At 67.4% G+C, this 26,485-nt stretch carries 24 protein-coding genes; 10 read left to right on the top strand and 14 right to left on the bottom strand.

The features are described 5' to 3' along the window. Positions 1-40: 40 nt before the first annotated feature. The 4 genes from paaK to BM310_RS19980 all read left to right on the top strand — a co-directional run bounded on the left by paaK (position 41) and on the right by BM310_RS19980 (position 3,655). Positions 41-1,327: a phenylacetate--CoA ligase PaaK gene (paaK, locus tag BM310_RS19995; protein ID WP_089811166.1), complete on the top strand. Its 1,287-nt coding sequence runs from the start codon at positions 41-43 to the stop codon at positions 1,325-1,327. A gap of 304 nt (positions 1,328-1,631) precedes the next feature. Next, complete coding sequence (locus BM310_RS19990; RefSeq protein WP_089811164.1) at positions 1,632-2,099, top strand: MaoC family dehydratase; 468 nt, start codon at positions 1,632-1,634, stop codon at positions 2,097-2,099. After that, a complete protein-coding gene (locus BM310_RS19985) occupies positions 2,096-3,100 on the top strand; it encodes an LLM class flavin-dependent oxidoreductase (RefSeq protein WP_089811162.1) in 1,005 nt (334 codons plus the stop codon). The genes BM310_RS19990 and BM310_RS19985 overlap by 4 nt, the downstream gene beginning before the upstream one ends. Before the next feature lie 168 nt (positions 3,101-3,268). Beyond that, on the top strand, positions 3,269-3,655 hold the full coding sequence (locus BM310_RS19980) for a PaaI family thioesterase (RefSeq protein ID WP_089811160.1): 387 nt from the start codon (positions 3,269-3,271) through the stop codon (positions 3,653-3,655). Positions 3,656-3,694: 39 nt separating this feature from the next. On the opposite strand, the gene paaE is transcribed toward BM310_RS19980, so the two are convergent. The 5 genes from paaE to paaA are packed head-to-tail and all read right to left on the bottom strand — an operon-like array spanning position 3,695 to position 6,415. Next, positions 3,695-3,862 (bottom strand): 1,2-phenylacetyl-CoA epoxidase subunit PaaE, encoded by a 168-nt coding sequence (gene paaE, locus BM310_RS21595; RefSeq protein ID WP_177232721.1) that lies wholly within the window; start codon positions 3,860-3,862, stop codon positions 3,695-3,697. 2 nt (positions 3,863-3,864) lie between these two features. Beyond that, on the bottom strand, positions 3,865-4,287 hold the full coding sequence (gene paaD / locus BM310_RS19975; RefSeq protein WP_089811158.1) for a 1,2-phenylacetyl-CoA epoxidase subunit PaaD: 423 nt from the start codon (positions 4,285-4,287) through the stop codon (positions 3,865-3,867). Then, entirely contained in the window at positions 4,280-5,152 is an 873-nt protein-coding gene (gene paaC / locus BM310_RS19970; RefSeq protein WP_089811157.1) for a 1,2-phenylacetyl-CoA epoxidase subunit PaaC, read from the bottom strand. The genes paaD and paaC overlap by 8 nt, the downstream gene beginning before the upstream one ends. Further along, entirely contained in the window at positions 5,152-5,466 is a 315-nt protein-coding gene (paaB, locus tag BM310_RS19965) for a 1,2-phenylacetyl-CoA epoxidase subunit PaaB (protein WP_089811155.1), read from the bottom strand. The genes paaC and paaB overlap by 1 nt, the downstream gene beginning before the upstream one ends. Before the next feature lie 4 nt (positions 5,467-5,470). Further along, positions 5,471-6,415, bottom strand: a complete 945-nt coding sequence (gene paaA, locus BM310_RS19960) for a 1,2-phenylacetyl-CoA epoxidase subunit PaaA (protein ID WP_089811153.1) — start codon at positions 6,413-6,415, stop codon at positions 5,471-5,473. Between the two features lie 86 nt (positions 6,416-6,501). On the opposite strand from paaA, the gene BM310_RS19955 reads away from it, so the two are divergent. Together BM310_RS19955 and BM310_RS19950 are read left to right on the top strand one after the other, a co-directional pair. After that, a complete protein-coding gene (locus BM310_RS19955) occupies positions 6,502-7,140 on the top strand; it encodes a helix-turn-helix domain-containing protein (protein WP_089811151.1) in 639 nt (212 codons plus the stop codon). A gap of 76 nt (positions 7,141-7,216) precedes the next feature. Next, positions 7,217-7,981, top strand: a complete 765-nt coding sequence (locus BM310_RS19950; RefSeq protein WP_089811149.1) for an enoyl-CoA hydratase/isomerase family protein — start codon at positions 7,217-7,219, stop codon at positions 7,979-7,981. On the opposite strand, the gene BM310_RS21590 is transcribed toward BM310_RS19950, so the two are convergent. After that, on the bottom strand, positions 7,978-8,493 hold the full coding sequence (locus BM310_RS21590; RefSeq protein WP_089811147.1) for a hypothetical protein: 516 nt from the start codon (positions 8,491-8,493) through the stop codon (positions 7,978-7,980). The genes BM310_RS19950 and BM310_RS21590 overlap by 4 nt on opposite strands. Before the next feature lie 521 nt (positions 8,494-9,014). Between BM310_RS21590 and BM310_RS19940 the strand changes: the two genes are divergently transcribed. Continuing rightward, complete coding sequence (locus BM310_RS19940) at positions 9,015-10,061, top strand: glycosyltransferase family 2 protein (RefSeq protein ID WP_089811145.1); 1,047 nt, start codon at positions 9,015-9,017, stop codon at positions 10,059-10,061. A 183-nt stretch (positions 10,062-10,244) separates the two neighbouring features. Here the strand turns inward: BM310_RS19940 and BM310_RS19935 are convergent, their stop codons facing one another. Further along, positions 10,245-11,639 (bottom strand): sulfatase, encoded by a 1,395-nt coding sequence (locus tag BM310_RS19935; protein WP_089811143.1) that lies wholly within the window; start codon positions 11,637-11,639, stop codon positions 10,245-10,247. Positions 11,640-11,758: 119 nt separating this feature from the next. Beyond that, positions 11,759-13,273, bottom strand: coding sequence for a lipopolysaccharide biosynthesis protein (locus BM310_RS19930; RefSeq protein ID WP_089811141.1), 1,515 nt, complete (start codon positions 13,271-13,273; stop codon positions 11,759-11,761). Between the two features lie 189 nt (positions 13,274-13,462). Between BM310_RS19930 and BM310_RS19925 the strand changes: the two genes are divergently transcribed. Next, the gene (locus tag BM310_RS19925) at positions 13,463-14,461 is read left to right on the top strand and encodes a glycosyltransferase family 2 protein (protein ID WP_089811139.1); all 999 of its coding nucleotides are present in this window, start codon (positions 13,463-13,465) and stop codon (positions 14,459-14,461) included. 91 nt (positions 14,462-14,552) lie between these two features. Here the strand turns inward: BM310_RS19925 and BM310_RS19920 are convergent, their stop codons facing one another. Next, the gene (locus BM310_RS19920) at positions 14,553-15,791 is read right to left on the bottom strand and encodes a sulfatase (protein WP_089811137.1); all 1,239 of its coding nucleotides are present in this window, start codon (positions 15,789-15,791) and stop codon (positions 14,553-14,555) included. Between the two features lie 173 nt (positions 15,792-15,964). On the opposite strand from BM310_RS19920, the gene BM310_RS19915 reads away from it, so the two are divergent. Then, the gene (locus BM310_RS19915) at positions 15,965-16,210 is read left to right on the top strand and encodes a hypothetical protein (RefSeq protein ID WP_089811135.1); all 246 of its coding nucleotides are present in this window, start codon (positions 15,965-15,967) and stop codon (positions 16,208-16,210) included. 234 nt (positions 16,211-16,444) lie between these two features. On the opposite strand, the gene BM310_RS19910 is transcribed toward BM310_RS19915, so the two are convergent. The 5 genes from BM310_RS19910 to BM310_RS19890 form a co-directional block, all read right to left on the bottom strand. After that, the gene (locus tag BM310_RS19910) at positions 16,445-19,087 is read right to left on the bottom strand and encodes an autotransporter outer membrane beta-barrel domain-containing protein (RefSeq protein WP_089811133.1); all 2,643 of its coding nucleotides are present in this window, start codon (positions 19,085-19,087) and stop codon (positions 16,445-16,447) included. Between the two features lie 281 nt (positions 19,088-19,368). Continuing rightward, positions 19,369-20,970 (bottom strand): hypothetical protein, encoded by a 1,602-nt coding sequence (locus BM310_RS19905; RefSeq protein ID WP_089811131.1) that lies wholly within the window; start codon positions 20,968-20,970, stop codon positions 19,369-19,371. 24 nt (positions 20,971-20,994) lie between these two features. Continuing rightward, the gene (locus BM310_RS19900) at positions 20,995-22,590 is read right to left on the bottom strand and encodes an alkaline phosphatase family protein (protein ID WP_089811128.1); all 1,596 of its coding nucleotides are present in this window, start codon (positions 22,588-22,590) and stop codon (positions 20,995-20,997) included. Positions 22,591-22,741: 151 nt separating this feature from the next. Continuing rightward, positions 22,742-23,794, bottom strand: a complete 1,053-nt coding sequence (locus tag BM310_RS19895) for a glycosyltransferase family 4 protein (protein WP_089811127.1) — start codon at positions 23,792-23,794, stop codon at positions 22,742-22,744. A 126-nt stretch (positions 23,795-23,920) separates the two neighbouring features. Further along, positions 23,921-25,807 (bottom strand): hypothetical protein, encoded by a 1,887-nt coding sequence (locus BM310_RS19890; protein ID WP_089811125.1) that lies wholly within the window; start codon positions 25,805-25,807, stop codon positions 23,921-23,923. A 435-nt stretch (positions 25,808-26,242) separates the two neighbouring features. Here BM310_RS19890 and BM310_RS19885 point away from each other — a divergent pair, with 435 nt between their 5' ends. Beyond that, on the top strand, positions 26,243-26,485 hold the full coding sequence (locus BM310_RS19885; protein WP_089811299.1) for a hypothetical protein: 243 nt from the start codon (positions 26,243-26,245) through the stop codon (positions 26,483-26,485).

Below are 26,485 nucleotides of genomic sequence, written 5' to 3'. Positions count from 1 at the left end.
ACCCGCACGTTTTTATCATCATCAATCGTCGGGTTCGAACATGCCACACCGGAGCGTAGAGACCGCCCCTCGGGAGGAACTCCGCCGAGTGCAGTCCGAGCGACTGCGGGAGACGGTCCGCACCGCGTACGAGAACGTGCCGTTCTACCGGGAGCGATTCGATGAGATGGGGCTGTCGCCCGACGACGTGACGAGCGTCGACGACGTGTCGGCCCTCCCGTTCACGACGAAGGAGGACTTCCGCGACACCTACCCGACGGGGATGTTCGCCGTCGAGATGGACGACGTGGTCCGCGTCCACGCCTCCTCGGGGACGACGGGGAAGCCGAAGATAGTCGGCTACACGCAGTCGGACCTGGACGTGTGGGACGACGCGATGGCGCGGTGTCTCGTCGCCGCCGGTCTGGAGTCGGACGACGTGGTGCAGAACGCCTACGGCTACGGCCTGTTCACCGGCGGTCTCGGCCTCCAGCAGGGCATCGAGGCCATCGGTGCGACGGTCATCCCCATCGGGGGCGGGCAGACGCAGCGACAGGTGGAACTGCTCGCGGACCTCGAATCCGACGCCCTCGCCTGCACGCCGTCGTACGCGCTCTACGTCGCGGAGACGGCCGACGAGATGGGCGTGGACGTGCGCGAACTCCCCCTCCGCCTCGTCATCTTCGGGGCCGAACCCTGCACGGAACCGATGCGCGAGGAGATAGAGGACCGACTCGGCGTCACGGGCGTCGACCTGTACGGACTCTCCGAAATCGTCGGCCCCGGCGTCTCCATCGAGTGTCTCGAACAGGACGGCCTGCACGTCTGGGAGGACCGCTTCTACCCGGAGGTCGTCGACCCGGCGTCGGGCGACCCAGTCGCAGAGGGAGAGGAGGGCGAACTCGTCCTGACGACGCTCTCGAAGGAGGCGCTCCCCGTCCTGCGCTACCGCACGGGCGACCTGACGACGCTGAACTACGACACCTGCGACTGCGGTCGGACGGCCGTCCGCATGGACAACGTCACCGGCCGCACCGACGACTTGCTCATCGTCCGCGGCGTCAACGTCTACCCGAGCGAGATAGAGTCGGTCGTGCTGGAGTTCGAGGCGGTGGCGCCGTACTACCGCATCGACCTGCGACGCGAGGACAACCTCGACACGCTGGAACTCACCGTCGAACTGGCTGACGACTTCGACGGACCGGTCTCCGGCGTCCGAGAGCGGATTCTGGACCGCCTGTCGAACGTGCTGTCGTTCACGCCGGACGACCTCTCGCTGGTCCGACCGGGCGAAATCGCTCGGACCGAGGTGGGGAAGGTCCAACGGGTCTACGACCACCGCGGGTAGGTGCGGGACGGACCGCCGTCGCGCGGCGTGCGCCGCGTGTCGGCGCGCTCCCTCTCTCCTCCCCGCTCCTCCCCCACACCCCCTCCTCACCCCTCCGCTCACCCACCCGCGGTCCGCCCCGCCCCGCGCCGCCCCGCGGCGCTAGCGTCGCCCCCCGCAGAGCCGTTCCGGGCGTCTACACCGCCCCGACGTGACAGTTCGCGCGCTCCACCACCTTCCCCCCTCGCCGTCCGCCGAGCGACCGCGGTCTATCAGCAACGATTGGTATGTAAAGTATTTTACCGACGGACGGCGACGGGCCGGCATGGCTTACAGCTACGAACCGCACTACTTCGAGGACTTCGAGGAGGGAAAGGAGTTCGAGAGCGTCGGCCGGACCGTGACGGAGGCGGACTTCGTGATGCACTCGGCGCTGTCGGGCGACTGGACGGAACTCCACACGAACGCCGAGTACGCCGAGGACACCCAGTTCGGCCAGCGCATCGCCCACGGGCCGATGACGTTCGTGCAGTCGACGGGGTTCGTCTACCGGTGCGGCATCGTCGAACGGACGGCCATCGCCTTCCTCGGGATGAACTACATGGACCTGCCGAACCCGGTGTTCGTCGGCGACACCCTCTCGCAGACGATGACCGTCTCCGAGCGGAAGGACCTGAGCAGTCGGGACGACGCCGGACTCGTCGTCCTCGACGTGGAGATGACGAAACAGGACGGCACCGTCGTCCTCGAGGGCGACATGAAGTTCCTCGTCAAGCGACGTGACGCGGAATGAAGCTCGGAACGGGACTGTTCACCTGTCAGCGACGGCCCGACGACGGCCGTTCGTCGAGCGAGGTGTACGACGAGATGCTGACGCTCGGGCGCGCCATCGACGACGCGGGACTCGACAGCGCGTGGGTGTCAGAACACCACTTCACCGAGGACGACTACCTGTCGGGGACGATGCCCGCCCTCGGCGCGCTCGCGGCCGTCACCGAGGACGTGGAACTCGGGACGTGCATCGCGCTCGCACCGCTGTACGACGCGGTGCGACTCGCCGAGGACGTCGCGACGGTGGACAACATCTCGGGCGGGCGGACGACGCTCGGCCTCGCCATCGGGTCGAACCCCGACGAGTTCGACGCGTTCGGCGTCCCCCGCGAGGAACGGGTCGACCGACTCACGGACGCCGTGAACGTCTGTCGGGCGGCGTGGTCGCCGGGGCCACTCGAGTACGGCGCCGACTTTCACGACGTCTCTCCCGAGGTGAACGTGACGCCCAAGCCCGCCCACGACGTGCCCGTCATGCTCGGCGGGTCCGCGAAACCGGCCGTCCGGCGCGCGGCGCGGACCGCCGACGCGTGGTGCGCGCCGTCGGCACTCTCCGTCGAGGGGGTGAGAAAGCGCGTCGAGGACGTTCGGAGCGTCCGCGAGGCGGAGGGACTCGACGGCGACTTCGGGATATACGTGCTCCAGCACGGCTTCGTCGCCGACTCCGCCGAGGAGGCGTGGGACGCGATGGCGGACGGCTACCTCTACCTCCAGCGTCGCTACGCCGAACTGTTCTCCGGCGAGTCCGTCGACTCGCTCTCCGACGAACGCGTCGCGGAACTCCGCGAACAGGCCATCTTCGGGTCGCCCGAGACGGTGGTCGGGGAACTGGAGCGGTACCGCGACGCTCTCGGCGACGACATCCACGTCGTCCTGCGGACGTACTACCCCGGCATCGGCACCGACCGGATGGTCGAGTGCGTCGAGCGACTCGGCCGCGACGTCGCGCCGCACCTGCGTTGAGGCGGGCGCAGGTGGAAGTAGACGAGCGCAGGCGGGCGCGGGCGGAAACGGGCGAGCGCAGGCGAGAGCGGACGGGAGCGGATGGGCGAGGCGCGCGGCGCGTGTCCGCCGCGGTGTGCGGCCGGACCGACGAAACGACGAAGAGGCTCCGCGGCGAGACGGGAGACGATGGACGTAGAGGAGTTCTTCGAGTCGATGCCGTTCGCACGGTTGCTCGGCGTGGAGGTCACCGAGGCGGCCGACGGGCACGCCGAGGGTCGAATCGAGATGCGCGAGGAGTTGTCGTGGAACGCCGACCGGGTGATGGCGCACGGCGGCGTCACGTTCACCCTCGCAGACACCGTGGGGGGTGCGGCCCTCGTGAGCGAGGTGGACCAGCCGGTGCCGACGATAGACCTGCGCATCGACTACTTGGAGGCCGGGACGGGCGACCTGTTCGCGGAGGCGGACGTGGTCCGTCTCGGCGGCGACGTGGGGACGGTGGACGTGGAGGTGTACGCGGCCGACGACGACACCCACGTGGCGAGTGCGCGCGGCGTCTACAAGACGGGGTGACCTTCGAGAACGAGAGTGGGGGGCCGTTCGACGGAGAACTCAGCCGAACTTCTCGAACGGTTCCTGACAGTCGTGGCAGTAGTGCATCGACCGGCAGAGGCCGGGGCCCTTCGGGTGTTCGCGCTCGGTGTTCGTGCCGCCGCAGTACGGGCACTCGGCCGTCTCGTCCTTGCCGCTGGTGTCGACGCTGGGGTCCAAATCGCGCATGGTCAGATGCTCAGTCCGAACTCGCGGAGGTCCCGTTTCCCCTGCTCGGTCACCATCTCGACGGACCACGCGGGACTCCAGACGAGGTTGAGCGTCACCGTCTCGACTCCCTCGACGGCGCCGACGGCCGCGCGGATGTCGTCTTGGAGCATGTCGCGCGCGGGACACCCGGTGTACGTCAGCGTCATGTCGATGCGCGCCTCGCCCGTCGCGGCGTCGACGCCGACGGCGTAGACGAGTCCGAGGTCCACGATGCTGATGGGCATCTCCGGGTCCTCGACCGAGTAGAGGGCGTCCCAGACGGCGCGTTCGAGTCCCTCGGTTCCCTCGCCCGTCGCGGGGAACTCCTCGACGGCGCGACCCTCCACGTAGTCGGTGTGCGTGCAGTACGTCGGGTCGGCGTCGTCGGTGAACTCGCTAGACATCGTCGGGGTCCTTCATGAACCGGGTCGCCTCGTGCAGTCCCATCTCGCGGTACGCCTCGGTGAAGTCGTCGTAGAGGACCCGCCAGTGGTCGGTGTGGTCGCCGTCGCGGCCGACGTGGTCCGGCAGGACGTCGGCGTCGAGGCGGCCGTCCGCGTCCAACTCGGGTGCGCGCAGGTCGACGCCCACGTCGGTCATCGTCTCCGTCACTCGCTCTATCCACTCGGCGCGCAGGTCGGCCAGCGTTCGCGTGCGGACGCCGAGTTCGTCGATGGCCGCCTCCGCCTCCGCGGCGTCGGCGGCCGGTTCGAACAGGGTCAACGCGTACGGGAAGAGGCGGTCCGTCGCCTCCTGCACGCGCCGCCGTCCCTCCTCGGAGGCGACGAGACGGCGGAGCCAGTTCGTCGCGTGTTCGCGGTGGTAGTCCTCCTCGCCGAGGACCTTCTCCACCCGGTCGCGGATACGCGGGTACGACGAGTCGGCGAGGGCGTTCAGGCGGAGCGACTCGGCCTCGTCGTAGAGGTACGACCGGACGACGCAGTCGGCCCAGTCGCCCTCCGAGAACGGGAGTTCCACCAGCGTCGAGTGTCTGAACGTCGCCGGGTCGCGTTCCCACAGCAGGTCGGGTTCGGTGTAGCCGAAGTCCTCCAAGAGGTCGTACCACAGGCGCGCGTGGCCGAGTTCGTCCTGCGCGATGTTGGCGATGGCGATGTCGGACTCGATGGTCGGCGCGCGCACCTGCCACTCGGTGTAGCGGTCCGCGAGGACGAACTCGTCGTCCGCGAGTCGGCGGAGGAGGAGTTCGACGGCCTCGCGTTCGCGGTCCGAGAGGTCGGCCGGTCCCGCCAGCGATTCGACCGACGACATCAGTTCTCACCCCGGCCCTTCTCGGCCTCGACCTGTTCGCGTTCGGAGTCGGCCACCTCCTCGGCCACCGTCTCGACGTTGAACGTCATCGCCCACCGGTAGGACTTGTCCGTCGTCCCGCCGAACGCCGCGTTCTCGGCGTCGAGTTCGCCGATTTCGTCCTTCGGGACGACCCAGATGCTGTTCGTCGGCTTGCGCCGCGCGTGCTGTACCTGCGCGAACGTGAGCGCCATCTCCCGGTCCGGCGCGTGGACGTTCCCGCAGTGTTCGTGGTAGTCGCCCTTCTTGTCCTGTCTGAACACTTCCCAGATCATGGTCTCAGTCCGCCGCGGCGGGCGTGACGCCGCCGTCGTTCGCCTCGTACTCGTCCATCGACTCGCGCACCCACGCCACCGCCTCTTGGGCGCGCTTGCGGGAGTCTATCTGTTCCTTCCCGGGATCGTACTCGTTCTTCGCTATCCGGAAGAACTCCTCCCAGTCCAAGTCGTCCTCGTTCACCGTGTACTCGCCGGCGTCCTCGTCGTACTCGATGCGCGGGTACTCGGGGAGTTCGAGCCCGTACTTCTCGATCTTCGGGAGGTACGCGTTCAAGAACGCCTGCCGGAGTTCGTCGTTGGTGTTACGCTTCAGCCCCACGTCGGCGGCGAAGTCGTGGTGCGTCGACTTGTCGTCGGTCGGACCGAAGAACTGGACGATGCGCGGCCACCACGTCTCGAAGGCGTCCTGTAACTGCTCCTGTTGGGCCCTCGTCCCCTGCGACAGTTCGCGGAGGATGCTCTCGCCGTGCTTGACGTGGAACCCCTCCTCGAAGCACACCTTGTCCATCGCGTGCGCGTAGGGTTCCCAACTGGAGGACTTCAGCGTCGCCTGCCGGCGCATCGCCGCGCCGTCGACGAAGAAGCCGATCATCGGCGTCTCCACCCACGACTCCATCGGGTAGTGGAAGCAGTTCAGGAACTTCCCCTTCCCCTCGGCGAGTTCGTCCAGCATCTCCTCGCGCGTCTTGACGCCGAGGTTCTCGGCGGCGCGGTACAGCAGTTGGCCGTGGCCGAGTTCGTCCTGCACCTTCGCCGAGAACGCCAGCTTTCGCTCCAGACTCGGCGCCTTCCGGATGAACGGGCGTTCGAGGTACGCGCCCATTATCTCGGAGTTGGCGTGGAACTGTATCATCCGCGTCGCCGCCTTCCGGTACTCCTCCGGCATGTCGTCTTTCGGGGAGAACTGTCTGGGTCCCGCCCGTTCCTTCACGGTGTCGAGGTCCATATATCATAATCTTTCATCGGTATCGTCCTTACCCGTTGGCCCGTCCATAGACTGCCTTTATGTACTTACCGTGCGTCGTCGCGGGCATGATAGCGGAGTGTCTGGTCGCGGAGTTCAGAGTCGAGGGGGACGACTGCCCCCTCGCGGCGGCGACGGCGAACGCCGACGCGGCAATCGACGCCCGGCCGCCGCAACTCCGGTCGGACGGCTACGTCCTCCTCCGGTTCTCCGCGCGCCCGAGCGACGAACTCACGCGGACGCTCGACGCCGACGACCGAATTCGTTACCTCCACGTCACGCGCGCGGACGGTCGGCACAACTACCGCTGTCTCTCGAAACACCCCTGCGTCGTCCACGAACTCGTGAACGCGGGCTTTCTGGTCGAGTCGATGCGGTACGAGAACGGCGGTGCGACGATGCGCGGGGCCGTCGTCGGCTACGACGTCCTCCGCGGCGTCATGGAGGCGGCGGGGCGAACCGTCGGCGTGAGTCTCGAACGCGTCTCTCCGCTCCGCGCGGACGACGACGAACCGGTGGCGAGCGTCCACGAACTCACGCCGGCGCAGGAGGAGAGCGTCCGCGTCGCCGTCGAGATGGGGTACTTCGACCTGCCCCGCGACGTCACGGCCGCCGAGGTGGCCGCCGAACTGGGCATCAGCAAGACGGCCTTCCTCGAACGACTCCGCCGGGCGCAGGGGTCGCTGTTCGGGGCGATGTTCGGGTGAGTCGCCAGGGACCGTCCACCGCCGCGGACTGCGCCCTTCGCCCACCGTTTTGTACCGCCTCGCCGTAGTCGCCCCCATGCGCGTCGAAGACACCGACGGCGTCCGGCGAATCACGTTCGACCGACCGCGGGTGAAGAACGCCTTCACGGCCGAGACGGCCCCCGAACTCGCCGACGCCCTCGACGGCCTCGCGGCGGAGACGCACGACGCGGCCGTCCTGACGGGCGAGGGCGACGCGTTCAGCGCCGGCGGCGACGTCGAGGCGATGGCCGACCGCGACGAGACGGCCCGCGAGGCGTACGACCGCGTCCGCGAAACGCTGGGACGCGTCGCGGAGTCCGTCCTCACTGCGCCCGTTCCGGTCGTCGCCCGGGTCGACGGCGACGCCGTCGGCGCGGGGTTGTCGCTCGTCGCCGCCTGCGACTTCGCCCACGCCAGCGCGGACGCTCGCTTCGCCGCCTCGTTCGTCAACGTCGGACTCGTCCCCGACCTCGGGGGGACGGTGACGCTCCCACGCCTCGTCGGCCTCCGCGCCGCGAAGGAACTCGCCTTCACGGGTGACCTCGTCTCGGCCGACCGCGCGGCCGAACTCGGCCTCGTGAACGACGCCGTGCCCGCGACCGAACTCGACGCGACGGTCGAACGAACGGTGAAGCGACTGGCGTCGCGACCGACCGAGACCATCGCGTTGGCGAAGGAGGCCATCCACGCGAACCTCGGCCGACCGTGGCGCGACGGCCTCGAACGCGAGGCGCAGGCGCAGACGCTCGCCTACGACACCGACGCGCACGAGGAGGGCGTCGCGGCGTTCGTCGAGGACCGGTGTCCGGAGTTCGACTAACCGCCCGCCTCGACTTCCTCGCGGAGCAGGCTGTTCTCGTCCACGTAGTACCGCGCCGTCCACGGCGGGTAGTCGTAGTGCTGGGTCGCCGTCGAGTCGCTCCCGCCGGCCGCCTCGTTCACGTACGCCGAACACTGGACGACGACGACGTACCCGCTCCCGGCCGCCTCGGCGGACTCGACGTGACAGGAGTGTTCGGACATCCCGACGGTCCGCCCCGGACCGGACAGGTCGTTGTAACTGTAGCGGTACTCGTACGTCTTCGCGAACGCGGCGGCCGTCTCGGCGGTCAGTTTGCCCGGCCGTTCGGGTTCGGACTTCGGGCCCGCGGGGAAGGACGCCGTCCGGTTCGGGTACGGCGTCGCCGTCGGTTCCGCCGTGGCCGACGGCGTCGTCTGGACCGCCGTTCGACTCGCCGCCGTGGTCTCCCCGGCCGGCGCGTCGGCGACGGACCCGACGCAACCGGCGAGGAGGACGACAGCGACGACACAGAGGAGGACGCTGGTGCGCATGGGCGTCGTTCGGCGTCTCGTCGGAAAGGCGTGGCGTAGACTGCAACCGACGGTTGAGCTATCTCGGGGACCGCGGGCGGACGGCCACTGACGGCGGGCGGGTACGTCCGCGCCACCACCCACGGTGAACACGTCATCGAGTCGACGCGGTTACGAACTGTATAACCGGCCGATACGGCTGGATTCCGGCCGCCCCCCGACTACGCCCGCGGCCGTCGGGACGACTGACTGTCGGCGAAGGGAGACTGTATCGAACCGGGACTACTCACGCGACGCGTCAGTCGCGCGCGTTCCGCGCGCGGCCCAGTCGGCCGTCCCTCTCCGCGGGCCGCGACGCCGCCACCATCGTTTCGTCAGCGGTTTTCTGGTGCGTAATGTACTTCGTCCGACGACAACAGGGGCATAACAAAGTCTATCTCGGGCAGTATTCTGTACGAAGGCCGGGTCGGCGGCGCCGACGTGCCACTGGGTCACTCACAAGTGGGGTCGGAACGCCACGACGGGACGGCCATCGGAGAACCATGTACAAAGGCAACCGAGTCGCAGTCGTCGTACCAGCCTACAACGAGGAGCGGTTCGTCGGACGAACCATCGAGAGCGTCCCGTCGTACGCCGACCGCATCTACGCCGTCGACGACGGGTCGACGGACGGAACGTGGCGAGAGATACAGGAGACGGCGCGGCGACTGAACGAGGAGGGACCCGAACCGGTCGCGGCCGACGGCGGCCAGCACGACGGGTCGCGCGTCGTCTGCATCCGTCACGAGACGAATCAGGGCGTCGGCGCGGGCATCAAGACCGGCTACTACCGCGCGATAGACGACGACATGGACGTCGTCGCCGTCATGAACGGCGACGCGCAGATGGACCCCGAGGTGCTCCCGCACTTCCTCGACCCTATCGTCGAGGGCCGGGCCGACTACGCCAAGGGCGACCGAATCAGTCGCCGCGAGAACGTCGGCGAGATGAGTTCGTGGCGACTGTTCGGCAACCGCCTGCTCACGCGACTCACGAACCTCTCCAGCGGCTACTGGAAGACCATCGACTCGCAGAACGGCTACACCGCCGTCTCCGTCGAGACGCTCGAGCAGATTCCCCTCGAGGACGTGTACGACCAGTACGGCTTCCTCAACGACATGCTCACCACGCTGAACCTCCACGACGCCCGCATCGTGAACGTCCCCCACCGGGCGGTGTACGGCGACGAGGAGAGCGGCATCGTCTACCGGAACTTCGTCCCGAAGCTCTCCGGACTGCTCTTTCGGAACTTCCTCCGCCGACTCGCCCGCCGTTCGACCGACCGGTCGTACCAACCCGCCGTCGCCGCCTACGCCCTCGGGATGGTCGGGATGCTGTTCGGTGCGCTCTCCGCACTTCGCGGCGTCTCCCGCGCGCTTCGCCGCCGGGACGACGCCTCGGTACTCCGCTCGCTCTCCGGACTCCTCGTCAGCGCGCTCGTGTTCCTCGCGGGCGCGGTCCTCGACAGACGCGCCAACGAACACCTGGAGAAGGGCTTCGAGACGGACGCGCCCGCCTACGACGCCGACGACCACGGTACGGACGAGTAACGGTACGCTTCTCCGACGGCCGCGACCCGAACGGACAGTCGCGACGCCGCCGGCCACGGTGCGTTCGCGAATCCCCCCGCTCGCTCGTCGCGACGACCGTTCCGGTGCCGCCTGCTCCGCACGCCGGGACGAGAACGGTGTCGCTGGTCGATTAGCGGGTCCGAACCTCCCTCACCCCGCCGTTCAGAGGTAGCCGAGGTCTTCGAGGTGCGAGGTCATCGACTCGTCGAACTCGGCCTGTTCTTCCCGCTCGGACGTCGGGACCCCGTAGGTTCCGAGCCACGACTCGGCCTTCGCGGCCAGCGTCTCGCACACGTCCGGGTGGTCTCCGGCGACGTCCGTCATCTCGTCGGGGAGGGCGAACAGTTCCTCTCCGGACTCGCTGCGCTGGTAGCGGTAGTCGCGCGTCCGGAGACTCGTCAGGTCGCCCGCGTGGTAGCGCGCGGCGTCGAACGCGGGGTCTCGCTCCTGAATCGTGTCGAGCTTGCTCGCGCAGCGAACGCCGCTCCGTTGCGTGACGGCGAACTCGCGGGCCTCCGGGGCGAGTCCGACCCCCGCCGCGACGTCGAAGCCGACGCCGACGGCGTCGAGCACATCCGTCATCGCGTCCGCGTGTTGGACGACGCCGTCGTGACTCTCGACGCCGTCGACGCCGGAGACGACGAGGGGGACGTGCGAGACGGCGTCGTCGGCGACCACCATGTGCGCGAGCATCCCCTTCTCGCCGAACAGTTCGCCGTGGTCGGCGGTGACGACGACGATGGGGTCGTCCAGTCGCTCCTCGGCGTACTCGACGAGGCTGCGGACCGTGTCGTCAACGTAGCGGATGGTGGCGTCGTACATCGCCTGCAGCGCGTTCCACTCGTCCTCGGTGAACGGCACGCCGCGCGCGATGTAGCCGTGCAGGTCGTCGGACATCTCCATCACCAGGTCGAGGGCCTCCTCGACGGACATCTCGAAGTCGTCGGCGTACAGGTCCTGATACGGTTTCGGCGGGTAGTACGGGTGGTGGCTGTCGCCGAGGTGGGTGTAGAGGAACAGGTCCTCGTCGTTCGCGGCGGCCTCGCGGACGTGTCGCTTGGCGATGGCGTTGCTCACGTAGCCGACGGAGTGCTTTCCGGTGTCGGTCGTGTAGCCCGCCGAGTGCGTGTTGAGTTTCGTCAGGTAGCGGAGGACCGTCGGGATACCCGCCTCCTCGACGAGGGTGTCCTTTCCGAGGTAGTGGAAGTGGTCGAACCCGCGGGCCAGCCCCGTCGCGTCGCTCAACTGCGGGTTGGGCGAGACGCAGGCCGTCCGGTAGCCGGCGTCTCGCAACGCCTCGGGGACGGTCGGAACGTCGCTCGACAGACGATTCTCCTGCGTCCACGTCCGGTGGGCGGAGGAGGCGAGTCCGGTGAGGATGGAGGCGCTCGACGCGCGGGTCCAGACGTCGTGAGAGAAGCAGCGCTCGAACGCCGCGCCCGTCGTGCGGCCGGCCAGCGACGACAGGAACGGCGTCGTGTCGCGGTGGTGGCCGCCGAGGGAGGTGTGGTCCTGCCGGACGCTCTCGAGCGTTATCCAGACGATGTCGCGTGACATTTGATACTGGAGGCTGTCGCTCCGAGGCATTAATTCGTCAGCGACTAACGGACGACACCCGCGAAACGCGTCGGATTAGTCGGGGATTGTCGCCGACTCGGCCGGGGTCGCCGCGCGGTTCAGCGACGCGCGCTGGCGACGATTTTCTTGACGTTCCGACCGATGCCCCAGCGGAACTGCCGTTCGAGGACGGCCACGACGGCGAAGTAGGTGACTGCGCCGACGAGGATGCCGATGACCAACTCCGCGATGGCCGGGAGTTCGATCAGCGAGTCCACGTACCAGACGACGGCCGCCATGACGGCGCTCGCGGAGGTGGGGAACGCTATCTCGCGTATCGTCTCCAACGGGGGCACGTCGAGCATCTTCGTGATGAGGTAGATGTCGATGGGCATCATCGGGAAGACGTAGATGACCGTGACGACGGCGGCGGCGCCGGTGATGCCGTATCCGAGCGTCACCGCCACGGGATAGAGCGTCACCGCCATGAGGACGACGCGGAGGAAGCCGAGTTTCGCCAGCAGGTCGGGGCGACCCATCGCCTTCCAGATGGGGCCGAACGTCTGCCCGAGGGCGCGGAGGAAGCCGTAGAGGGCGAGTATCTGCATCGGGACGATCATGTCCGTCCACTGCTCGCCGAGGGCAACTATCACGAAGTCGGGGGCGACGACGGCGATGCCGAAGGCGACGGGCGCTGAGATGAACGCGTTCACGCGGAGCGTCTTCTTGAACGTGCTCCGCATCTGCTCGGCGTCGTCCTGTAGCTTCGAGAACGCCGGGAACATCACGCTGGAGATGACGCTCGTCAGTTCCGTCGCGGGCGCGTTCGAGAAGCGGTAGGCGTACTGGTAGAACGCCAGCGGCGCGGCCCCGATGAACGCGCCGACGAACGCGTCGTCACCCTCGCTGTAGAGGAAGTAGAGGATGGACGACCCGGTTATCCACTTGCCGTAGTTGATGAGTTGCCCCGCCGAGTCGCGGCTGAAACTCAGGTTCGGACGGAACTCGTGCAGGAGGTACGACAGGACGAGACGGAGCAGGTCGGCGGCGACGTACCCCGCGACCAGCGCCATCGCCGTCGGACTGACGAGCGCCCACGCGATGGCGACGACCACCTGCACCACGTCCCCGCTGACCCGGTAGACGAACTGCTTGTGGAAGTCGAGGTTCTTCTGGAAGTAGACCATCCCGGGGTTCTTGAAGCCGAGGAGGAGCGGCGAGAGCGCGATGACCTGAATCAGCGTCGTCGTGCTCTGGACGTTGCCGTCGCCGAGCACCTGCGCGATGAGCGGGGCCGCGAGGAGCAACACGGCGGAGATGAGCGCCCCGCGGGCGATTTCGAGCACCCACACGGTGTTGAGGTGTTCGTCCACGTTCGTCTCCTCGTCCTGCACGAGGGCGGCGTCGAGGCCGACGTTCGTGAACTTCTGGATGCCGCTCAGCGCGAGGAGCGCGACTCCGACCAGCCCGATCTGCGTCGGGCCGATGAGGCGCGCGAGGACGACGAGCATCGCCAACTGGAGGATGCGACCGAAGGCGTTCTGTCCCATCGCCCAGATGGCGCTCTTGACGACTCGTTCTGCGGTGCCACCGGTTGGGACGAGACGATTGAGGAGAGCGCGGAGCCGGCTCACTGCCGACCCCCCGTACGCACGCGAGATTCCATTCTTACCCTACGAGACCGTCGCCCGGACCTATCGTTATGGCGCTGGTAATGCTCGTGACTCTCTCACGAGCGTCCGTCGCTTTCGACGCGCTCGTCGCCGATTTCGGGCGATTAGTGAGCGGTGAACAAAGGCCCCCGCGAACGGACCGGAGAGACAATGAGTCACGACTCGGAACCCGGTCTGGTCTCTGTCGTCGTCCCCGCGTACGGACGGCCCGACTACCTCGACGCCGCCGTCGAGAGCGTCGCCGACCAGACGTACGGGTCCATCGAACTCGTCGTCGTCGACGACTGTTCGCCCGACCCCATCGAACCCATCGTCGCGGCCGCCGAGACGGGCGCCCTCGACAGCGTCCGGGTCGTCCGTCACGAGGTGAACCGCGGGGCGAACGCCGCGCGGAACACGGGCATCGAAGCCTCGACGGGCGAGTTCGTCGCCTTCCTCGACGACGACGACTACTGGCGACCCGAGAAGGTCGAAAAGCAGGTGCGCGCGTTCGAACGAGGCGGCGACGACGTCGGCTTCGTCTACACCGGACAGGAGAACGTCACCGCCGACGGGACGACGACGAACTACCGCGTCCCCGAGACGCGCGGGTGGGTGACGCGCGACCTGTTCCGCGGCGCGTCGCTCTGTCCCTTCTCCTCGGTGATGGTCCGCCGGTCCGTCGTCGATGCCGCGGGCCTCCTCGACACGCGCTTCCCGAGTTGGCAGGATCGCGAGTGGTACCTGCGCATCTCCGAGGAGTGCGCCTTCGAGGTCGTCGCCGAACCGCTGGCCGTCCGTCGCGTCGATTCGCACGGGCAGATAAGCGACAACTACGAGCAGAAACGCGACGTGTCGTACCCGCTGTTCTTGGAGAAACACCGCCCGCTGGCGCGGAAGTACGGTAAACGACACGAGAAGGCACTCGTTGCGGCCCAGTCGCGGTCGCTCGCGCACGCCGCACTGATGACGGGCCACTACCGCGACGCCGTCCGGTTCCTGCTGCGGAGCATCCGGTACGACCCGTCTCAGACCGAGTCGTACCCGGTTCTCGCCGTCGCGATGGGCGGCGAACGCGCGGTACAGGCGGCACAGCGTCTGAAGCGACTCGCCGAGCGACTCCGGGGCCGGACGGCGTTCGGAACCGCGTCGAACGACGCGAACGTCTGACCGCCGCGCGTCGCTCGGATACCGTCACGACCGACGGTTCGCGACCGGCGGTTCGAGGCCTGTTCCGGGCCTCCTCTGGGCGGCCGACGGTTCAGATGGTCCCCGAGTCGGCCAGTTCGGCGGCGGCGTCGATGACCCGCCCCCGCTCCGCTTCGGCCGACTGCTCGTGGTCGGTCACCGACCGTCCGATGTCGTACAGCGCCTCTTCTTCCAGCGGTTCGCCGTCGGCCGTCTCGACGCTCTCGCCCTCGGGCCGGCGGGTGTAGCGCCACGACCCGCCGTGGACGACGCGCCAGCCGTCGTTGTTCCGACTGGTGACGACGGGGTGGCCGACGGAGTCGTCTATCGTCTCGCCGCGGCCGAGTCGCGTCAGGAGGTCCGGGAGGCCGGCCAGCGAGAACGGCCGTTCGACGCGGGTTTCCGGGTGGTTCGCGACGAACAGGGGGACCCGGACCGTCTCCTCGTAGAGGAGGCCGTGGCCGTAGTGGCCGTCGCGTTCGCCGAACGACTCGCCGTGGTCCGCGTGGACGCAGAGGGCGGTGTCGTCGTCGACGGCCCGCGCCATCCGGTCGACGAACTCGTCGGTGAAGCGGACGGTGTCGTCGTACGCACGCAGGAGTCGGTCGTGGAGCATCCCCGACAGCGGGGTGTTCTGCTTCGCGCCGCCGAACAGCCACGCGTTGGCGGCGTACGCCGCCGCCGAGGACTGCGACCGGTAGCCCTTCGGCGGGAGGTACGGCATGTGGACGTCGACGAGGAATATCCAGCAGAAGAACGGCTCGTCGCCCCGCCGCGCCTCGTCCAGCCAGTCGGTTATCTGGTCGTAGAAGGCGTCCCACGACATGTACATGTCCTGGCCCTGCCACCAGTTCACCACCTGACTCGTGAGCGCCGAGAGGCCGCCGCCGCGGTCCGCGCCCTTCTCGATGGTGTCGCTGGTGAGGTCGTTCTCCATGAAGTCCTCGAAGTCGTCGAAGCCGGCGTCGTAGCCGAAGAAGCGGGAGGTCCACGGGTTCGCGGTGAACCCGGCGGTCCGGTAGCCCATGTCCTTGAACCGCTGCGGCAGCGTCCGACTGGCCTTCAGGTTCTGCCGCATCACCTCCTTGCGGTCGCTCGCCGTCGAACGGTCGATGGGGTAGCGGCCGGTGAAGAACGTCGAGGAGGAACCGCTCGTCGCGCCGGCGGGTGCGACGGCGTTCTCGAAGACCAGTCCGTCCTCGGCGAGGCGGTCCATCGCCGGCGTGAGGCCGGCGTCGCTCCCGAGGAATCCGCACCGGTCGGAGCGGAAACTGTCGACGGTGACGAGGACGACGTCACGCTTGTCGGTCATGCGCCGCACTACCCTCCTTCGGGGTTTTGTTATGCCGGGAGTACCCGCGACCGCGGCGCGACGGTCGCGGCGCGGGCGTCGGTGCGTGCCACGCCGGCTCAGGGTGCCGTTCCGGCCGTAGCCGGTCTATAACAAACCGCTCCGTTCGCCAACGGGCTCTCACATCGGTCACTATGAATACGAACACGAGCGATTCCCTCTCCGACAGTGACACGCGCGACGTCGCACTCCCCGCACACGTTCTCGACAGGGTCGACGACCGACTGCCGCGGACGAACTTCGAAACCTCCGAGGAGTACGTCACGTACGTGCTCGAAGAGGTCCTCGCGCGCGTCGAAGACGCGAGCGACGACGAGTACGAGTCGGTCGACGAGCGAGAGGTGGAGAACCGGCTCAAGTCGCTCGGTTACATGGAGTGACGCGCGACTCCGCCGAGACGAATCGGCGCGGTCGCTCCGGGCGTGAGGCGGTTCGAAAAGTGAAGCGCTGACGGCGCGCCGTCCGGTTCTCTCTCGGTCGTGCGGCGACCGAATGCTCGTCCAACCAGTCGCATCACCGACTGGCTACCGGGGGCGCACTCGTCGTTCGCGCGGCGGGCGACCCGACGCGGGCAGGGCGACTGCGGGTGTCCACGAATCGCAGACCGGACTCGCCTACTGTCCGAGGTTCACCAGCGCGTCGCCGTTTATCTCCATCTTGACGATGTTGCCGGAGAAGCGGTAGCCGTCCTTCCCCGTCTTGACGACGCCGGCGACTTTCCCGTCGAACACCTTGTCGTCGAGGCTGTCGAGCGAGTTCGCGTCGCCGGCGACGGTCAGGTCCGGCGCGGGTTCGACGTCGCCCGTCACGTACACCGTGTAAGTCCCCGCGGCGGCGCTACTGGTGCCGTCGATGACGAGCGTGTTCGGCAGTTCCTCGTTGCCGCCGAGACTGGCCGGGTCCACCTCCGTCCCGTTGACGAGGACCGTCGCGTCGCCGTTCAGCGTGAAGTCCGTGATTTCGCCGGCGTAGACGTACATGTCCTCGCCGTCCGTGACCGCGCCCTCGGCGCTGTTCGTCGCCACGTTGCCGGAGATGTCGTCCGTCTCGTCGGGCGAGACGGCGATGTCCTCGGAGACGGTGACCGCGTACGTCGCGCTCGTCCCCGTCCCGACGACGGTGAGCGAGTTCGGCAGGTCGGTCGTCGGGTCCGACGTGCTGCCGTCGCCGGAACTCCCGTCGTCGGTGCCGCCGTCCGTCCCGCTCTCGTACTGCGTCGGGTCTATCTCCGTCCCGTTGACCGTCACGGTGGCGTACTCGGCGCCCTCGAACGCGAGGTCGGTGATCGACCCGGTGTAGTGGAACGCGTCGACGCCGGCGTCGGGGCCGACCTGACCGGAGGCCGTCTGCCCGTCGACGGTGTCCTCCAGACCGCTCGCCCCCCGGACGAGTTCGCCGTCCACGCTGAGGTCGAACGACGTGACGCCCCCGCCCGTGCTCTTGACGACGAACGTGTTCCCCGAGAGGAGTTCGGGCGTCACTTCGACGGACTTCGAGCCGTCGGCCGTCTCGACGAAGTAGTCTGCGTACTGCCCGCCGGTGACGGAGAAGTCCGTGACGTAGCCCTCGTACAGGTAGCTGTCCACGCCCGAGACCGGTCCGAGGCTGTCGGTGACCGTCCGGTTCTCGACGATGCCCTCGCCGTTCGAGGCGGGCTTCATCGTACCGCTCGTTGAGACGGTGAACTCCGTCTTCCCGCCGCCCGTGCTCTTCACCGTGAAGCGGTACGGCAGGTCGTAGCTCGACCCGTCGGTACTGTCGCCCGACCCGCCGGACCCGTCGCTGGTCGAGGGCGTGCCGTCGCTCGGCGTCGAACCCGGCAGCGACGGGAGGGGGCAGCTATCGCCCGACGTGATGCCCGACGTGGACACCCGCCCGTTCCGGAACGTCGTGGAACGGCCGCCGACGTCGACGTTCGTGTTCTCCACGACGGAACCGTCGCAGTTGTCGAGGAGGATGCCGTCGTTGTCGTTGGGCGAGGAGATGCAGCAGTTGCGGATGACCGAGTTGGGGCGGTCCTCGAAGTACATCGCGGCCTTGCTCCAGGCCGACCCGGTGACGCTCACGCCGTCGAGTTCCATCTCGATTGGCTCGCCCGCCTCGTTGGTCGGGCTCTGGCCGTAGACGGGGATGACGTGCTCGGAGTCACACTGGACGCGAGTGTTGCGAATCTTCGCGCCGCCGGTGTCGAAGTTGATGTAGATGCCGGCCATCGCGATGGACGTCGTGTTCTTGATGATGATGTCGCAGTCCTCGATGACGGGGCCCGAGAAGCGCTTGTCGTTCGTCTGCGCCCAGATGGCGCGGTTGAGTTGGATGGGTTTGCCGTCGAACTGCGACTCGACCTTCTCGTTGCGGGAGTCCCAGTCCTCCGTGTCCATCACGATGGTGCAGTTGCGGACCGTGGAGTCGCGACCGGCGGCCCGGATGGCCGTGTGGACCACGTTCTTCATGTAACAGTCTTCGATGAGGTAGGTACCGTTCCCCTTCCCGGTGTAGATGCCCGACTCGGAGCCGTTGTGAATCTCGACGTTCCGGAGGACCATGTGGCCCTCGTGGCCGCGGCCGCTCCAGATGTCGAGCGAACTGTCGGGGTAGTGTTCGAAGCGCGTCGGACCCGTCCGGTACAGGCCGTCGACGACGGCCGTCCCGTTGGGGTCGGTTACGTTCGCGGCGAACATCTGCGGCCCCGTCGGGGTCCAGCCGTCGTACTCGACGTTCTTCAGGACGAAGTTCCGCTTGATGTTGCCGCCCATCCCGACCGTCGTGTTGTAGTCGTCGCGGCGGTCGAGGGTGAAGTTCTTCAGGACGACGCCGGCGGCGTTCCCGAAGTTGAGCCAGCGCATCCCCGTCCCCTGCGGGGGGACGAACCGAACCTCCGATCGGTCGCCGGCGACGCCGACGATACCGGTCCGGTCCTCGAGGACCTGTTTGCTCCGTATCTTGTACGTGCCCGCGGGGAACTCGATGAGCGTCCCGGGGCGGAGGGCGTTCTCTAACTTGCCGTCGATTCGGTCGTTCCCGTTCGGGTCCATCCCGAGGTCGGAGACGGCGTTCACGACGCGGTCGAACGACACGCCTTCGCGTTCGGTCGCGGCGGCGGCAGTGGAGGCGGCACCGGCACCGGCGACGACGGCCGCAGTCGCGGCGCCCAGTTTGAGGGTGTCGCGTCGGCCGAGGAGTTTGGCGTCGTCGGTCTGGTCGTCGGTGTGGTCGGTGCCCGCGTCGTTCGGGCTGTTTGCAGGGTTCTCTGCCATGGACAGCTGTTTAGTAATGCATTAATGCAATAAAGGTATCGATTATTTCTCCCTTTTTAGTTAGCAAAAATACCACTTTTTGGCGTACTTTCACAAAATACTGAATATCACACTTTCGTTTACATAATCCGTTCTAACGTCGTATTTACTCGGGTGGTGAGGTAGCCAGAGTGGCGATTCGGGTGTTCGTCGTTCTCTCCGGAGAAGCGGTCTACGGGCCAGAAAAAAGCGTTAAGATGGCATTAATAGCGGATTAACGGCGGTTCGCGGGTGCGGTCGCGCTACTCGTCGAGGACCGTTCCGTAGAGGCTGTCGTCGGTGACGCCGATGACGGCGAGAGTCCGCTTGGCCGCGTCCGTCCCGTCCAGACAGGTGGTCCCGGACAGCGAACTCGCGAGTTGCTGGGCGTCCACGTCCGAGAGCATCGACGACTGGAGTCGGTGGAGGTTCTTGAGGGTGGCCAGACACTTGCCGCCGCCGGTACCGTTGCTGGACACGCGGAGCGGATAGCCCCCCGTGAGGACGCTCACGCCGTCGAGGACGGTTCCCTCGCAGTCGTCGAGGACGATGCCGTCGACGCCCACGCCGGGCAGGTCGATGGTCACGTTCGAGAGGCGGGACCGCGGCCGACCCTCCATCGCCATCGCGACGGTGTTCGTCGCCCGCCCGGTTATCTCGACGTTCTCGAACGTCATCTCCCACGGCTTCGCGGGGCGTTGGTTCCCCGTGTCGGGCTTGTCCACCGAGATAGTCGGGTAGTTCGTGTCGTTGTAGAACCGGCAGTTCCGCACCGTCGCGGCGCCCTGACTGTGCTCTATCTTCAAGAGGGCCTCCGTGCGCGGCGTCGCGCGCGCGATGACCGTGCAGTCCTCCACCAGTCCGCCGGTGTAGCCGTACTCGCCGGACTGCAGGTGGATGCCGCGCGCCTGATGCCAGTTCCCCCGGTTGCCGGGGGTGCGGTCCGTCGCGTCGACGACGACGGTTGCGCCCTTCACCCACGACCCCTCGCCGGAGATGCGGACGCCGTCGCCGAGGTTGTTCTTGAACAGGCCGCCCTCGACGCGGACGTCTCCCTGTCCCTTGGAGGCGTAGATGCCGTGTTCGCCCCCGTTCTCGATGTGGAGGTTCCGGTAGTACACCGTTCCGCGGTGGCCGCGCCCGGTGAACACGGTGATGGAGTTGCCGGGGTAGTGCGCGAAGTCCTGCGGTCCCTTCCGGACGAACGTGTCCACGATGGCGACGCCGTCCGGTTGCTTGACCTGCACGGCGATGCCGTTCGTCGACCCCGACTTCGAGTCCTGCCGGGGGTTCGACCCGGCTTTCTCGACGTTGTACAGGTGGAGGGCGTCGTCGACGAGAAAGCCCATCCCCATCGAGCGGTCGAACTTCTTCCCCTGCTGCATGGTGAAGTTCTCGACGACGATGCCGCTCCCGCCGTCGGCCATTATCCATCGGAACGACTTGCCCGCGGGGACGGTGAACTGCACGCCGCGCCGCGTCTCGCCCAGTCCGACGATGCCCCACCGGGAGACGTCGGCCACGTCGTGCCGCCGGCGGACCAGATACTCGCCGGACGGCACCTCGATGAGCGTCCCCTCGCGGAGGTTCTTCTCGAGCGACTGGTCGATCGGTTGCTCGCCCGTCGGGTCCCACCCCAGGTCGTCGACGGCGTTCACGACGCGGTCGAACGTGACTCCGCGTCGCGTCTTCGGCGTCCCGTCGTCCGGGTCGCCCGGCGTCTCCGTGAACGGCCCCGGTATCTCTGGCGTCTCCGTCGGCGTCTCGGTCCGACCGCCGCACCCCGCGACCGAGGCGACGCCGGCGCTTCCGAGGAGGCCGAGGAGTCGACGACGCGTGAACGTCCGACCGTCGTCGTCTGTCATCGTACGGTCACCCCACCCGAAGGGTCACTCCATGTACCCGAGTCCGCGGAGGCGGTCTTCCACCGTGTCGGTGTCCGTCTCGGTGGCGTCGGCCGCCTCGCGTTTCGCGTACTGGTTCGTCCGGACCGCGGCGGTGGCGGGTTCGGAGTCGGGGTCGTATATCTCCGAGAGCACGCGTCCGTCCGCCGTCTCCGGGACGTCCTGTCCGAGCGAGTGGAGGACCGTCGGAGCCACGTCCACCACCGCGGCGTCCTCGACTGTCGACCCGGCGCGAACGTCGTCGCCCCAAGCGAAGAAGATGCCCTCGGGCCGGTGGTACGCGGCGATGTCCGTCGCGGGTTCGACCGCATGTTCCCCCAACTTGGGTTCGACGTGGTATCCCTCCTTCGCTTCCACCACGATGTCCGGCGCTTCCGGGTCGTTCGGGAACCGGTCGTCGCTGTCGTGGACGGTCAGCAGGGGGTCGCCCGTCTCGGGGTCCGTCGCGTCCTCGAGCACGCGCATCACGTCTCGCTTCGTCCGTTCGACGGCCTTCGGGGGGACAGTACCCTTCTCGAACCGTTCTGTGTCGTTGACGTAGACGCTGCCCAGTCCGTGGAGGAACGCGTCGGTCTGGCCGAAGTCGACGTCGTACAGTCCGTGACTCCCGGGGATGCGCTCGGCGAAGAAGTCGACGACGGGCTTCGGCAGGTTCTCGACGAGTTTCTCGTCCGTGATGCCCACCTTGTGGAGCGCGCCCTGAACGCGCTCTTTGTCCAGTCCGACGCCCGCGAGGGCGCCGCGCGTCCCGTCGCTGTCCTTGACGGTCAACAGGCCCTCGTCGGCGAGGATGCGGTTGACGCTGATGACCTTCTCGATGGGCGCGAAGCCGTGGTCGGAGACGACGTAGAGGTCCGACCCGCGTTCCTCGCAGTAGTCCATCACGTCGCCGAGGACGTCGTCGAGTTTCTCGTAGTGCTCCAAGAGCGTCTCCTCGTCCCAGATGAGGTGCTGGAGTCGGTCGGGGGCGACGTAGACGAAGAAGAACAGCCGCCACGCCTCGTTCTCCATGAGCATCTCCATCAGTTCCCGGCGTCCGTCGAGGACCCGGTCCAGGTCGCGCAGGAACTCCTGCTCGCGGCCCGCGTAGTCGCGCCACTTGATGTCTATCTCGTAGTCGGGGAAGCGACGCTCGAACTCCGCGCGGAACGAGTCGGGGTTGACGGCGTCGCCGTCTATCTCCGGCGTCATCATGCCGCTGACGACGGCGCTGTCCTCGCCGGGGTCGCTCGTCGGGTACGTCATCGGGACGTTGGCGACGACGGAGGGAGAGACGAGTTCCCACAGCGGCGGTTGCCGGACGTCCGCGCTGGAGTAGGGCGACTGCTTGTAGGAGGAGTCGAGCTTCATGAACTCGTACAGCCCGTGCTTGTCGGGCCACGTTCCGGTCGCGATGGAGGGCCACGCCACGGGCGTGTTCGCCGGCGTCGTACTGCGGAGGGGACCGGAGGCCCCCTCCGTCAGGAGCCGCTCGAAGTTCGGTAACTCGCCGTCGTCCACGAACCGTTCGAGGAGTCCCCACGGGACTCCGTCGAGGCCCAAGACGAACGCTCGGCGAGTTTCGTCGTACGTATCGTTCACCGGGTACGTCTCGACCCGGTTTACGCTTAGTTATGGGCCGTATTCCCGTTTAGGAGGCGATTCACGCCCGTTTCAGGCTCGTGAAGACGTCCCACGACGCGGTCCCGTCCGTCGCTCCCTGCGCGCGCGGTCACGGGCGCTTCGCCGGCCCTCAGTGGGTGAGTTCGTGGTAGAGGTCGTCCAGTCGCTCGCTGGCGACGGCCCACGAGTAGTCACGTTCGACGCGTTCCCGACTCTCCCGCGCCATCGCCTCGACTCGCTCGGGGTCGTTGACGAGGTCCGACAGCGTGGCCGCCAGCGACTCCACGTCGCCGGGTTCGACGAGAACGCCGTTGTCGTCGTCGATGAGGCTCGGAATCGCGCCCACCGTCGTCGAGACGAGGGCGTTGCCGCCGGCCATCGCCTCCAGGAGCGCGATGGGGAGGTTCTCGGCGTACGTCGGCAGGACGAACACCGACCCCTCGTTCAGCAACTCCCGCTTTCGCTCCTCGGAGACGTAGCCCTCGTAGGTCACTCGCTCGTGTCGCTCGGCCAACTCCTCGGACAGGTGCGACAGCGGACCGCTCCCGGCGATGGTGACGCGGCAGTCCTCGTCGTTCGCCATCAGTTCGTCCACCGCCTCGACGAACTCCTCGATGCCCTTGCGTTCGAGGTGGTTCGAGACGAAGACGAGATGCGCCGGCCGCGCGTCGTAGCGCGGGTCGTACTCGCCCGGGTCGACGGCGTTCGGGAGGACGGTTATCTTCTCCTCGTCGGCGCGCATGCCGACGATGTCCCGCCAGTAGTCCGAGAGGACGATGACCGTGTCACACTGCGAGAAGACGACCGACTGGAAGAGTCGGACGGGCTTCGAGTCCGTCCGCATGAACGAGTCGAACGACGACCCGTGGACGTGGAGGACGACGGGGACGCGCCACACCAGCGACGCGATGATCACGTACAGTCCGGACTGGTAGAAGGAGTTCCAGTGGCTGGAGTGGACGTGGACCACGTCCGGCGGCCGCCTGAACGGGAAGCGGAGAATCTGCACGAACGCCGTCAGCATCGCGACGAGGAACGACCGGGAGTCGTCCATCGGCACCGAGACGTCGTAGATACGAGCGGAGACTCGCTGGGGGAGGCGACGGCGCTGCTCTTGCATGTACTGCGCGATACCTCCGGTCGTACCGGCCGGTCCGACCAACAGAACGTCTGTCGCCCGCATTATACTCGCAACCCGGTCGCTAGACGGAATAGTAATGCGGTGGTTACGCGAACGGCGACTGAAACGGGCCGGAACGGCCCAAAACTGACCGCGCTGGCGACGCCACCTCGTTCGTTTACCGCCGAGTTAATCGTCCGTCTGCTCCGGCGGGTCCAGTGGGTAGCCGCGCTGGTCGACGTAGTAGGTGTCGAACTCGCCGTTCGTCTGGATGTGCGAGATGCGCGGGTGCGTCCCGTTCGCGATTCGCTCGAAGTCGCCCTCCTCGTAGCGGAGCGAGTCGTACGCGACCAACTCCCGCGCCCTGTCCTTCTCGGAGACGGTGAGATAGTAGAACGGCTGCTCGGAGTAGGAGTACTCCCTGAACCGCGTCACGTTCTGCGTGCTGTTGAACTCCGACCCCGACAGCGTCCACTTCAGCCGGTTGTCGAACTCGGCGTTCAGCGCGTCGCTGAAGCGCCCCGGCCCGCCGCGGATACCGGCCACGGCGGCCCCCTCGGCGCGGTGTTCGAAGACCGTGTCGTAGCCGACGAACTGCTGTTCGGGGCTCTGCGGCGAGGGGTTGTACATGTACGGCGAGGGGAAGAACGCCGCCAACGACAGACACAGCACCGCGACGGTGAGCACCGAGACGACGGCCCGTTCGCGCCCGTCGAGGGCGTCGCCGATGGCGTCCGAGAGGTGATAGAGGGCGATGGCGCCGACGATGCCGACCAGCACCATCGCGAACCCGAAGTGCCGGAAGAAGTAGCCCGACACGTCGCCGATGAACTGCACCGCGAAGAACGGGCCGAGCGTGAACGCGGAGAAGCCGATGTAGGCCACCGCCACGCCGCTATCGGACCGTCCGCTCACCATGCCGAACACCAGCGCGGCCATGAACGCCGTCGCGATGACGACGTAGATGGCGTTAACCGCGAACAGTTTGACGAACAGTTCGACGATGCTCACGCCGATGGACTGAGCCGACCCGCCCCGTTGGGCGGCGACCTGTCCCGCGCCCGTCCCGGTGGTCAAGAACGCCTGCGCGGACAGGTAGACGTTGTTCAAGAGCGTGAACGTCTGCTGGTACTGGGTCGCCCACACCGCCAGCAGGACGGCGAGAAAGACGACCTGTCCGACTATCAGCCGGTGACGTTGCCCGCCGTCGGTCGCCGTCGGATGCGACACCCGGACGCGACGGCGCCACACCAGTCCGACGGCGAGGACGGTGCCCATGAAGATGAGCACGTTCACCGCCACCTGCGGGTGGTAGAACACGTTCGCCATCAACGCGACGGGCAGGACGAGGCTGGCCGCCGACGCCCAACTCGGCAGCGCGGTGTCCTCCGCCGACCGGGTGAGGTGCTTGAACAGCAAGTAGAGGACGAACGGGAAGTACAGCGTCGTCAGCGTGTAACTGTGGAAGTGCGAGTGCGTGCTGATGTTGTTGATGGGTAGCATCAGCATGGCCGTGAACGCCGCGATGACGACGGCTCTGGAGTCGCGGGTGACCACCCAGACGGCGAGGGGGACGAACAGCAACGCCAGCACCGACACGGTGAGCATCGCGTACATCATCCCCCACCTGACGGGGACGCCCATCGACTGCGAGAGGAACAGGGCCAGCGAGTGCCCCCCGGGGTAGATGATGTCGAAGAACCCGAACTCCGGATTGAGCATCCGCTTCGCCCAGCCGAGATGCGTCAGCGCGTCGCCCGACCCGTAGTAGTAGTAGCCGCGGACGAGGGGAAGCGAGAGGAACGCCACCGTGGCGAGACCCGCCAGACCGACGCCGGCGGCGCGGACGAGGTTGCGGCCGAACAGGGTCGCGACGGCACCGACGGCCGCCGCCCCGACGACGCCCACCCAGAAGGCCGGCGGCGTCGCCGCGTATATCGACACCTCGTAGCCGGTCGCCGGCTTCGAACGCGCCGCGAGGACGGCGACGGCGAGGCCGAGAAAGCCGACGAGGAGGAGCGCTCTCGTCCACCGCGGCGACGTCGGCTCGGAACGTCGGCTCAGGGGAGGCGACACGCTGTCAGCCCCCCGCCCGCGGCCGACGCGCCGCTTCGTCTTCGAGTCCGCTGCAGACGATTCCGAGAACGAACATCACGCTCTGTGCGAAGATTGGCGCGACTTTGGTTATTAGTCGTGTAACGTGGCGACGCGTTCGAGCGAGCAACTGGCGGGGTCAGTCAGCCTTGGTTTCGGTTGTCAGTGACACGCACGACCGTCCGCCCGCGACCGGTCCGCCGTGCGATTCACGGCGATTGTTCCATTGTTTATGTCGACGACCGTTCCACCGTTCCGTCGTTTAATCCCGTATAACCATACCCGTCCCGGGCGTTGACCGGGCCGTGTACGAGCTGGTCGGGTCGGGTGTCGCCGACGCGGCGGTCTACTTCACGGGAGTCCGACCCGACCGCCGCGCGTCCGACGCCGAACCGACAGACGGTTCGAGTGGTGCTCATGACAGGACACGACCGCGGCCGAACGCCGCAGAAGGGAGACGAGTACAGCCATCGAGACGGGACGACGGAAGTCGTGTTCACGACGCAGGACGACCGCGTTCTCACGTTTCGAGAGTATCCCGACGCGGACTCGTTCGACCGAACGGTGTCGTCGGCGACCTACCGCGGCGTGAACGAGGACGTGGCCTCCCTCCCGGAGGCGTCCGCGTTCGCCGACGCGGACGAGACGGGCGACGAGTAA

Source organism: Halogeometricum rufum (assembly GCF_900112175.1).
Taxonomy (GTDB): domain Archaea; phylum Halobacteriota; class Halobacteria; order Halobacteriales; family Haloferacaceae; genus Halogeometricum; species Halogeometricum rufum.
This window is presented reverse-complemented; position numbering and strand designations above follow the sequence as displayed.

Coding starts and splice junctions, on each gene's coding strand:
- BM310_RS19920 (WP_089811137.1), bottom strand. CDS start 15,791: ATGACCGACAAGCGTGACGTCGTCCTCGTCACCGTCGACAGTTTCCGC.
- BM310_RS19955 (WP_089811151.1), top strand. CDS start 6,502: ATGATAGCGGAGTGTCTGGTCGCGGAGTTCAGAGTCGAGGGGGACGAC.
- paaD (WP_089811158.1), bottom strand. CDS start 4,287: ATGTCTAGCGAGTTCACCGACGACGCCGACCCGACGTACTGCACGCAC.
- BM310_RS19925 (WP_089811139.1), top strand. CDS start 13,463: ATGAGTCACGACTCGGAACCCGGTCTGGTCTCTGTCGTCGTCCCCGCG.
- paaC (WP_089811157.1), bottom strand. CDS start 5,152: ATGTCGTCGGTCGAATCGCTGGCGGGACCGGCCGACCTCTCGGACCGC.
- paaE (WP_177232721.1), bottom strand. CDS start 3,862: ATGCGCGATTTGGACCCCAGCGTCGACACCAGCGGCAAGGACGAGACG.
- BM310_RS19915 (WP_089811135.1), top strand. CDS start 15,965: ATGAATACGAACACGAGCGATTCCCTCTCCGACAGTGACACGCGCGAC.
- BM310_RS19985 (WP_089811162.1), top strand. CDS start 2,096: ATGAAGCTCGGAACGGGACTGTTCACCTGTCAGCGACGGCCCGACGAC.
- BM310_RS19940 (WP_089811145.1), top strand. CDS start 9,015: ATGTACAAAGGCAACCGAGTCGCAGTCGTCGTACCAGCCTACAACGAG.
- BM310_RS19885 (WP_089811299.1), top strand. CDS start 26,243: ATGACAGGACACGACCGCGGCCGAACGCCGCAGAAGGGAGACGAGTAC.
- BM310_RS19895 (WP_089811127.1), bottom strand. CDS start 23,794: ATGCGGGCGACAGACGTTCTGTTGGTCGGACCGGCCGGTACGACCGGA.
- paaK (WP_089811166.1), top strand. CDS start 41: ATGCCACACCGGAGCGTAGAGACCGCCCCTCGGGAGGAACTCCGCCGA.
- BM310_RS21590 (WP_089811147.1), bottom strand. CDS start 8,493: ATGCGCACCAGCGTCCTCCTCTGTGTCGTCGCTGTCGTCCTCCTCGCC.
- paaA (WP_089811153.1), bottom strand. CDS start 6,415: ATGGACCTCGACACCGTGAAGGAACGGGCGGGACCCAGACAGTTCTCC.
- BM310_RS19910 (WP_089811133.1), bottom strand. CDS start 19,087: ATGGCAGAGAACCCTGCAAACAGCCCGAACGACGCGGGCACCGACCAC.
- paaB (WP_089811155.1), bottom strand. CDS start 5,466: ATGATCTGGGAAGTGTTCAGACAGGACAAGAAGGGCGACTACCACGAA.
- BM310_RS19980 (WP_089811160.1), top strand. CDS start 3,269: ATGGACGTAGAGGAGTTCTTCGAGTCGATGCCGTTCGCACGGTTGCTC.
- BM310_RS19935 (WP_089811143.1), bottom strand. CDS start 11,639: ATGTCACGCGACATCGTCTGGATAACGCTCGAGAGCGTCCGGCAGGAC.
- BM310_RS19990 (WP_089811164.1), top strand. CDS start 1,632: ATGGCTTACAGCTACGAACCGCACTACTTCGAGGACTTCGAGGAGGGA.
- BM310_RS19950 (WP_089811149.1), top strand. CDS start 7,217: ATGCGCGTCGAAGACACCGACGGCGTCCGGCGAATCACGTTCGACCGA.
- BM310_RS19905 (WP_089811131.1), bottom strand. CDS start 20,970: ATGACAGACGACGACGGTCGGACGTTCACGCGTCGTCGACTCCTCGGC.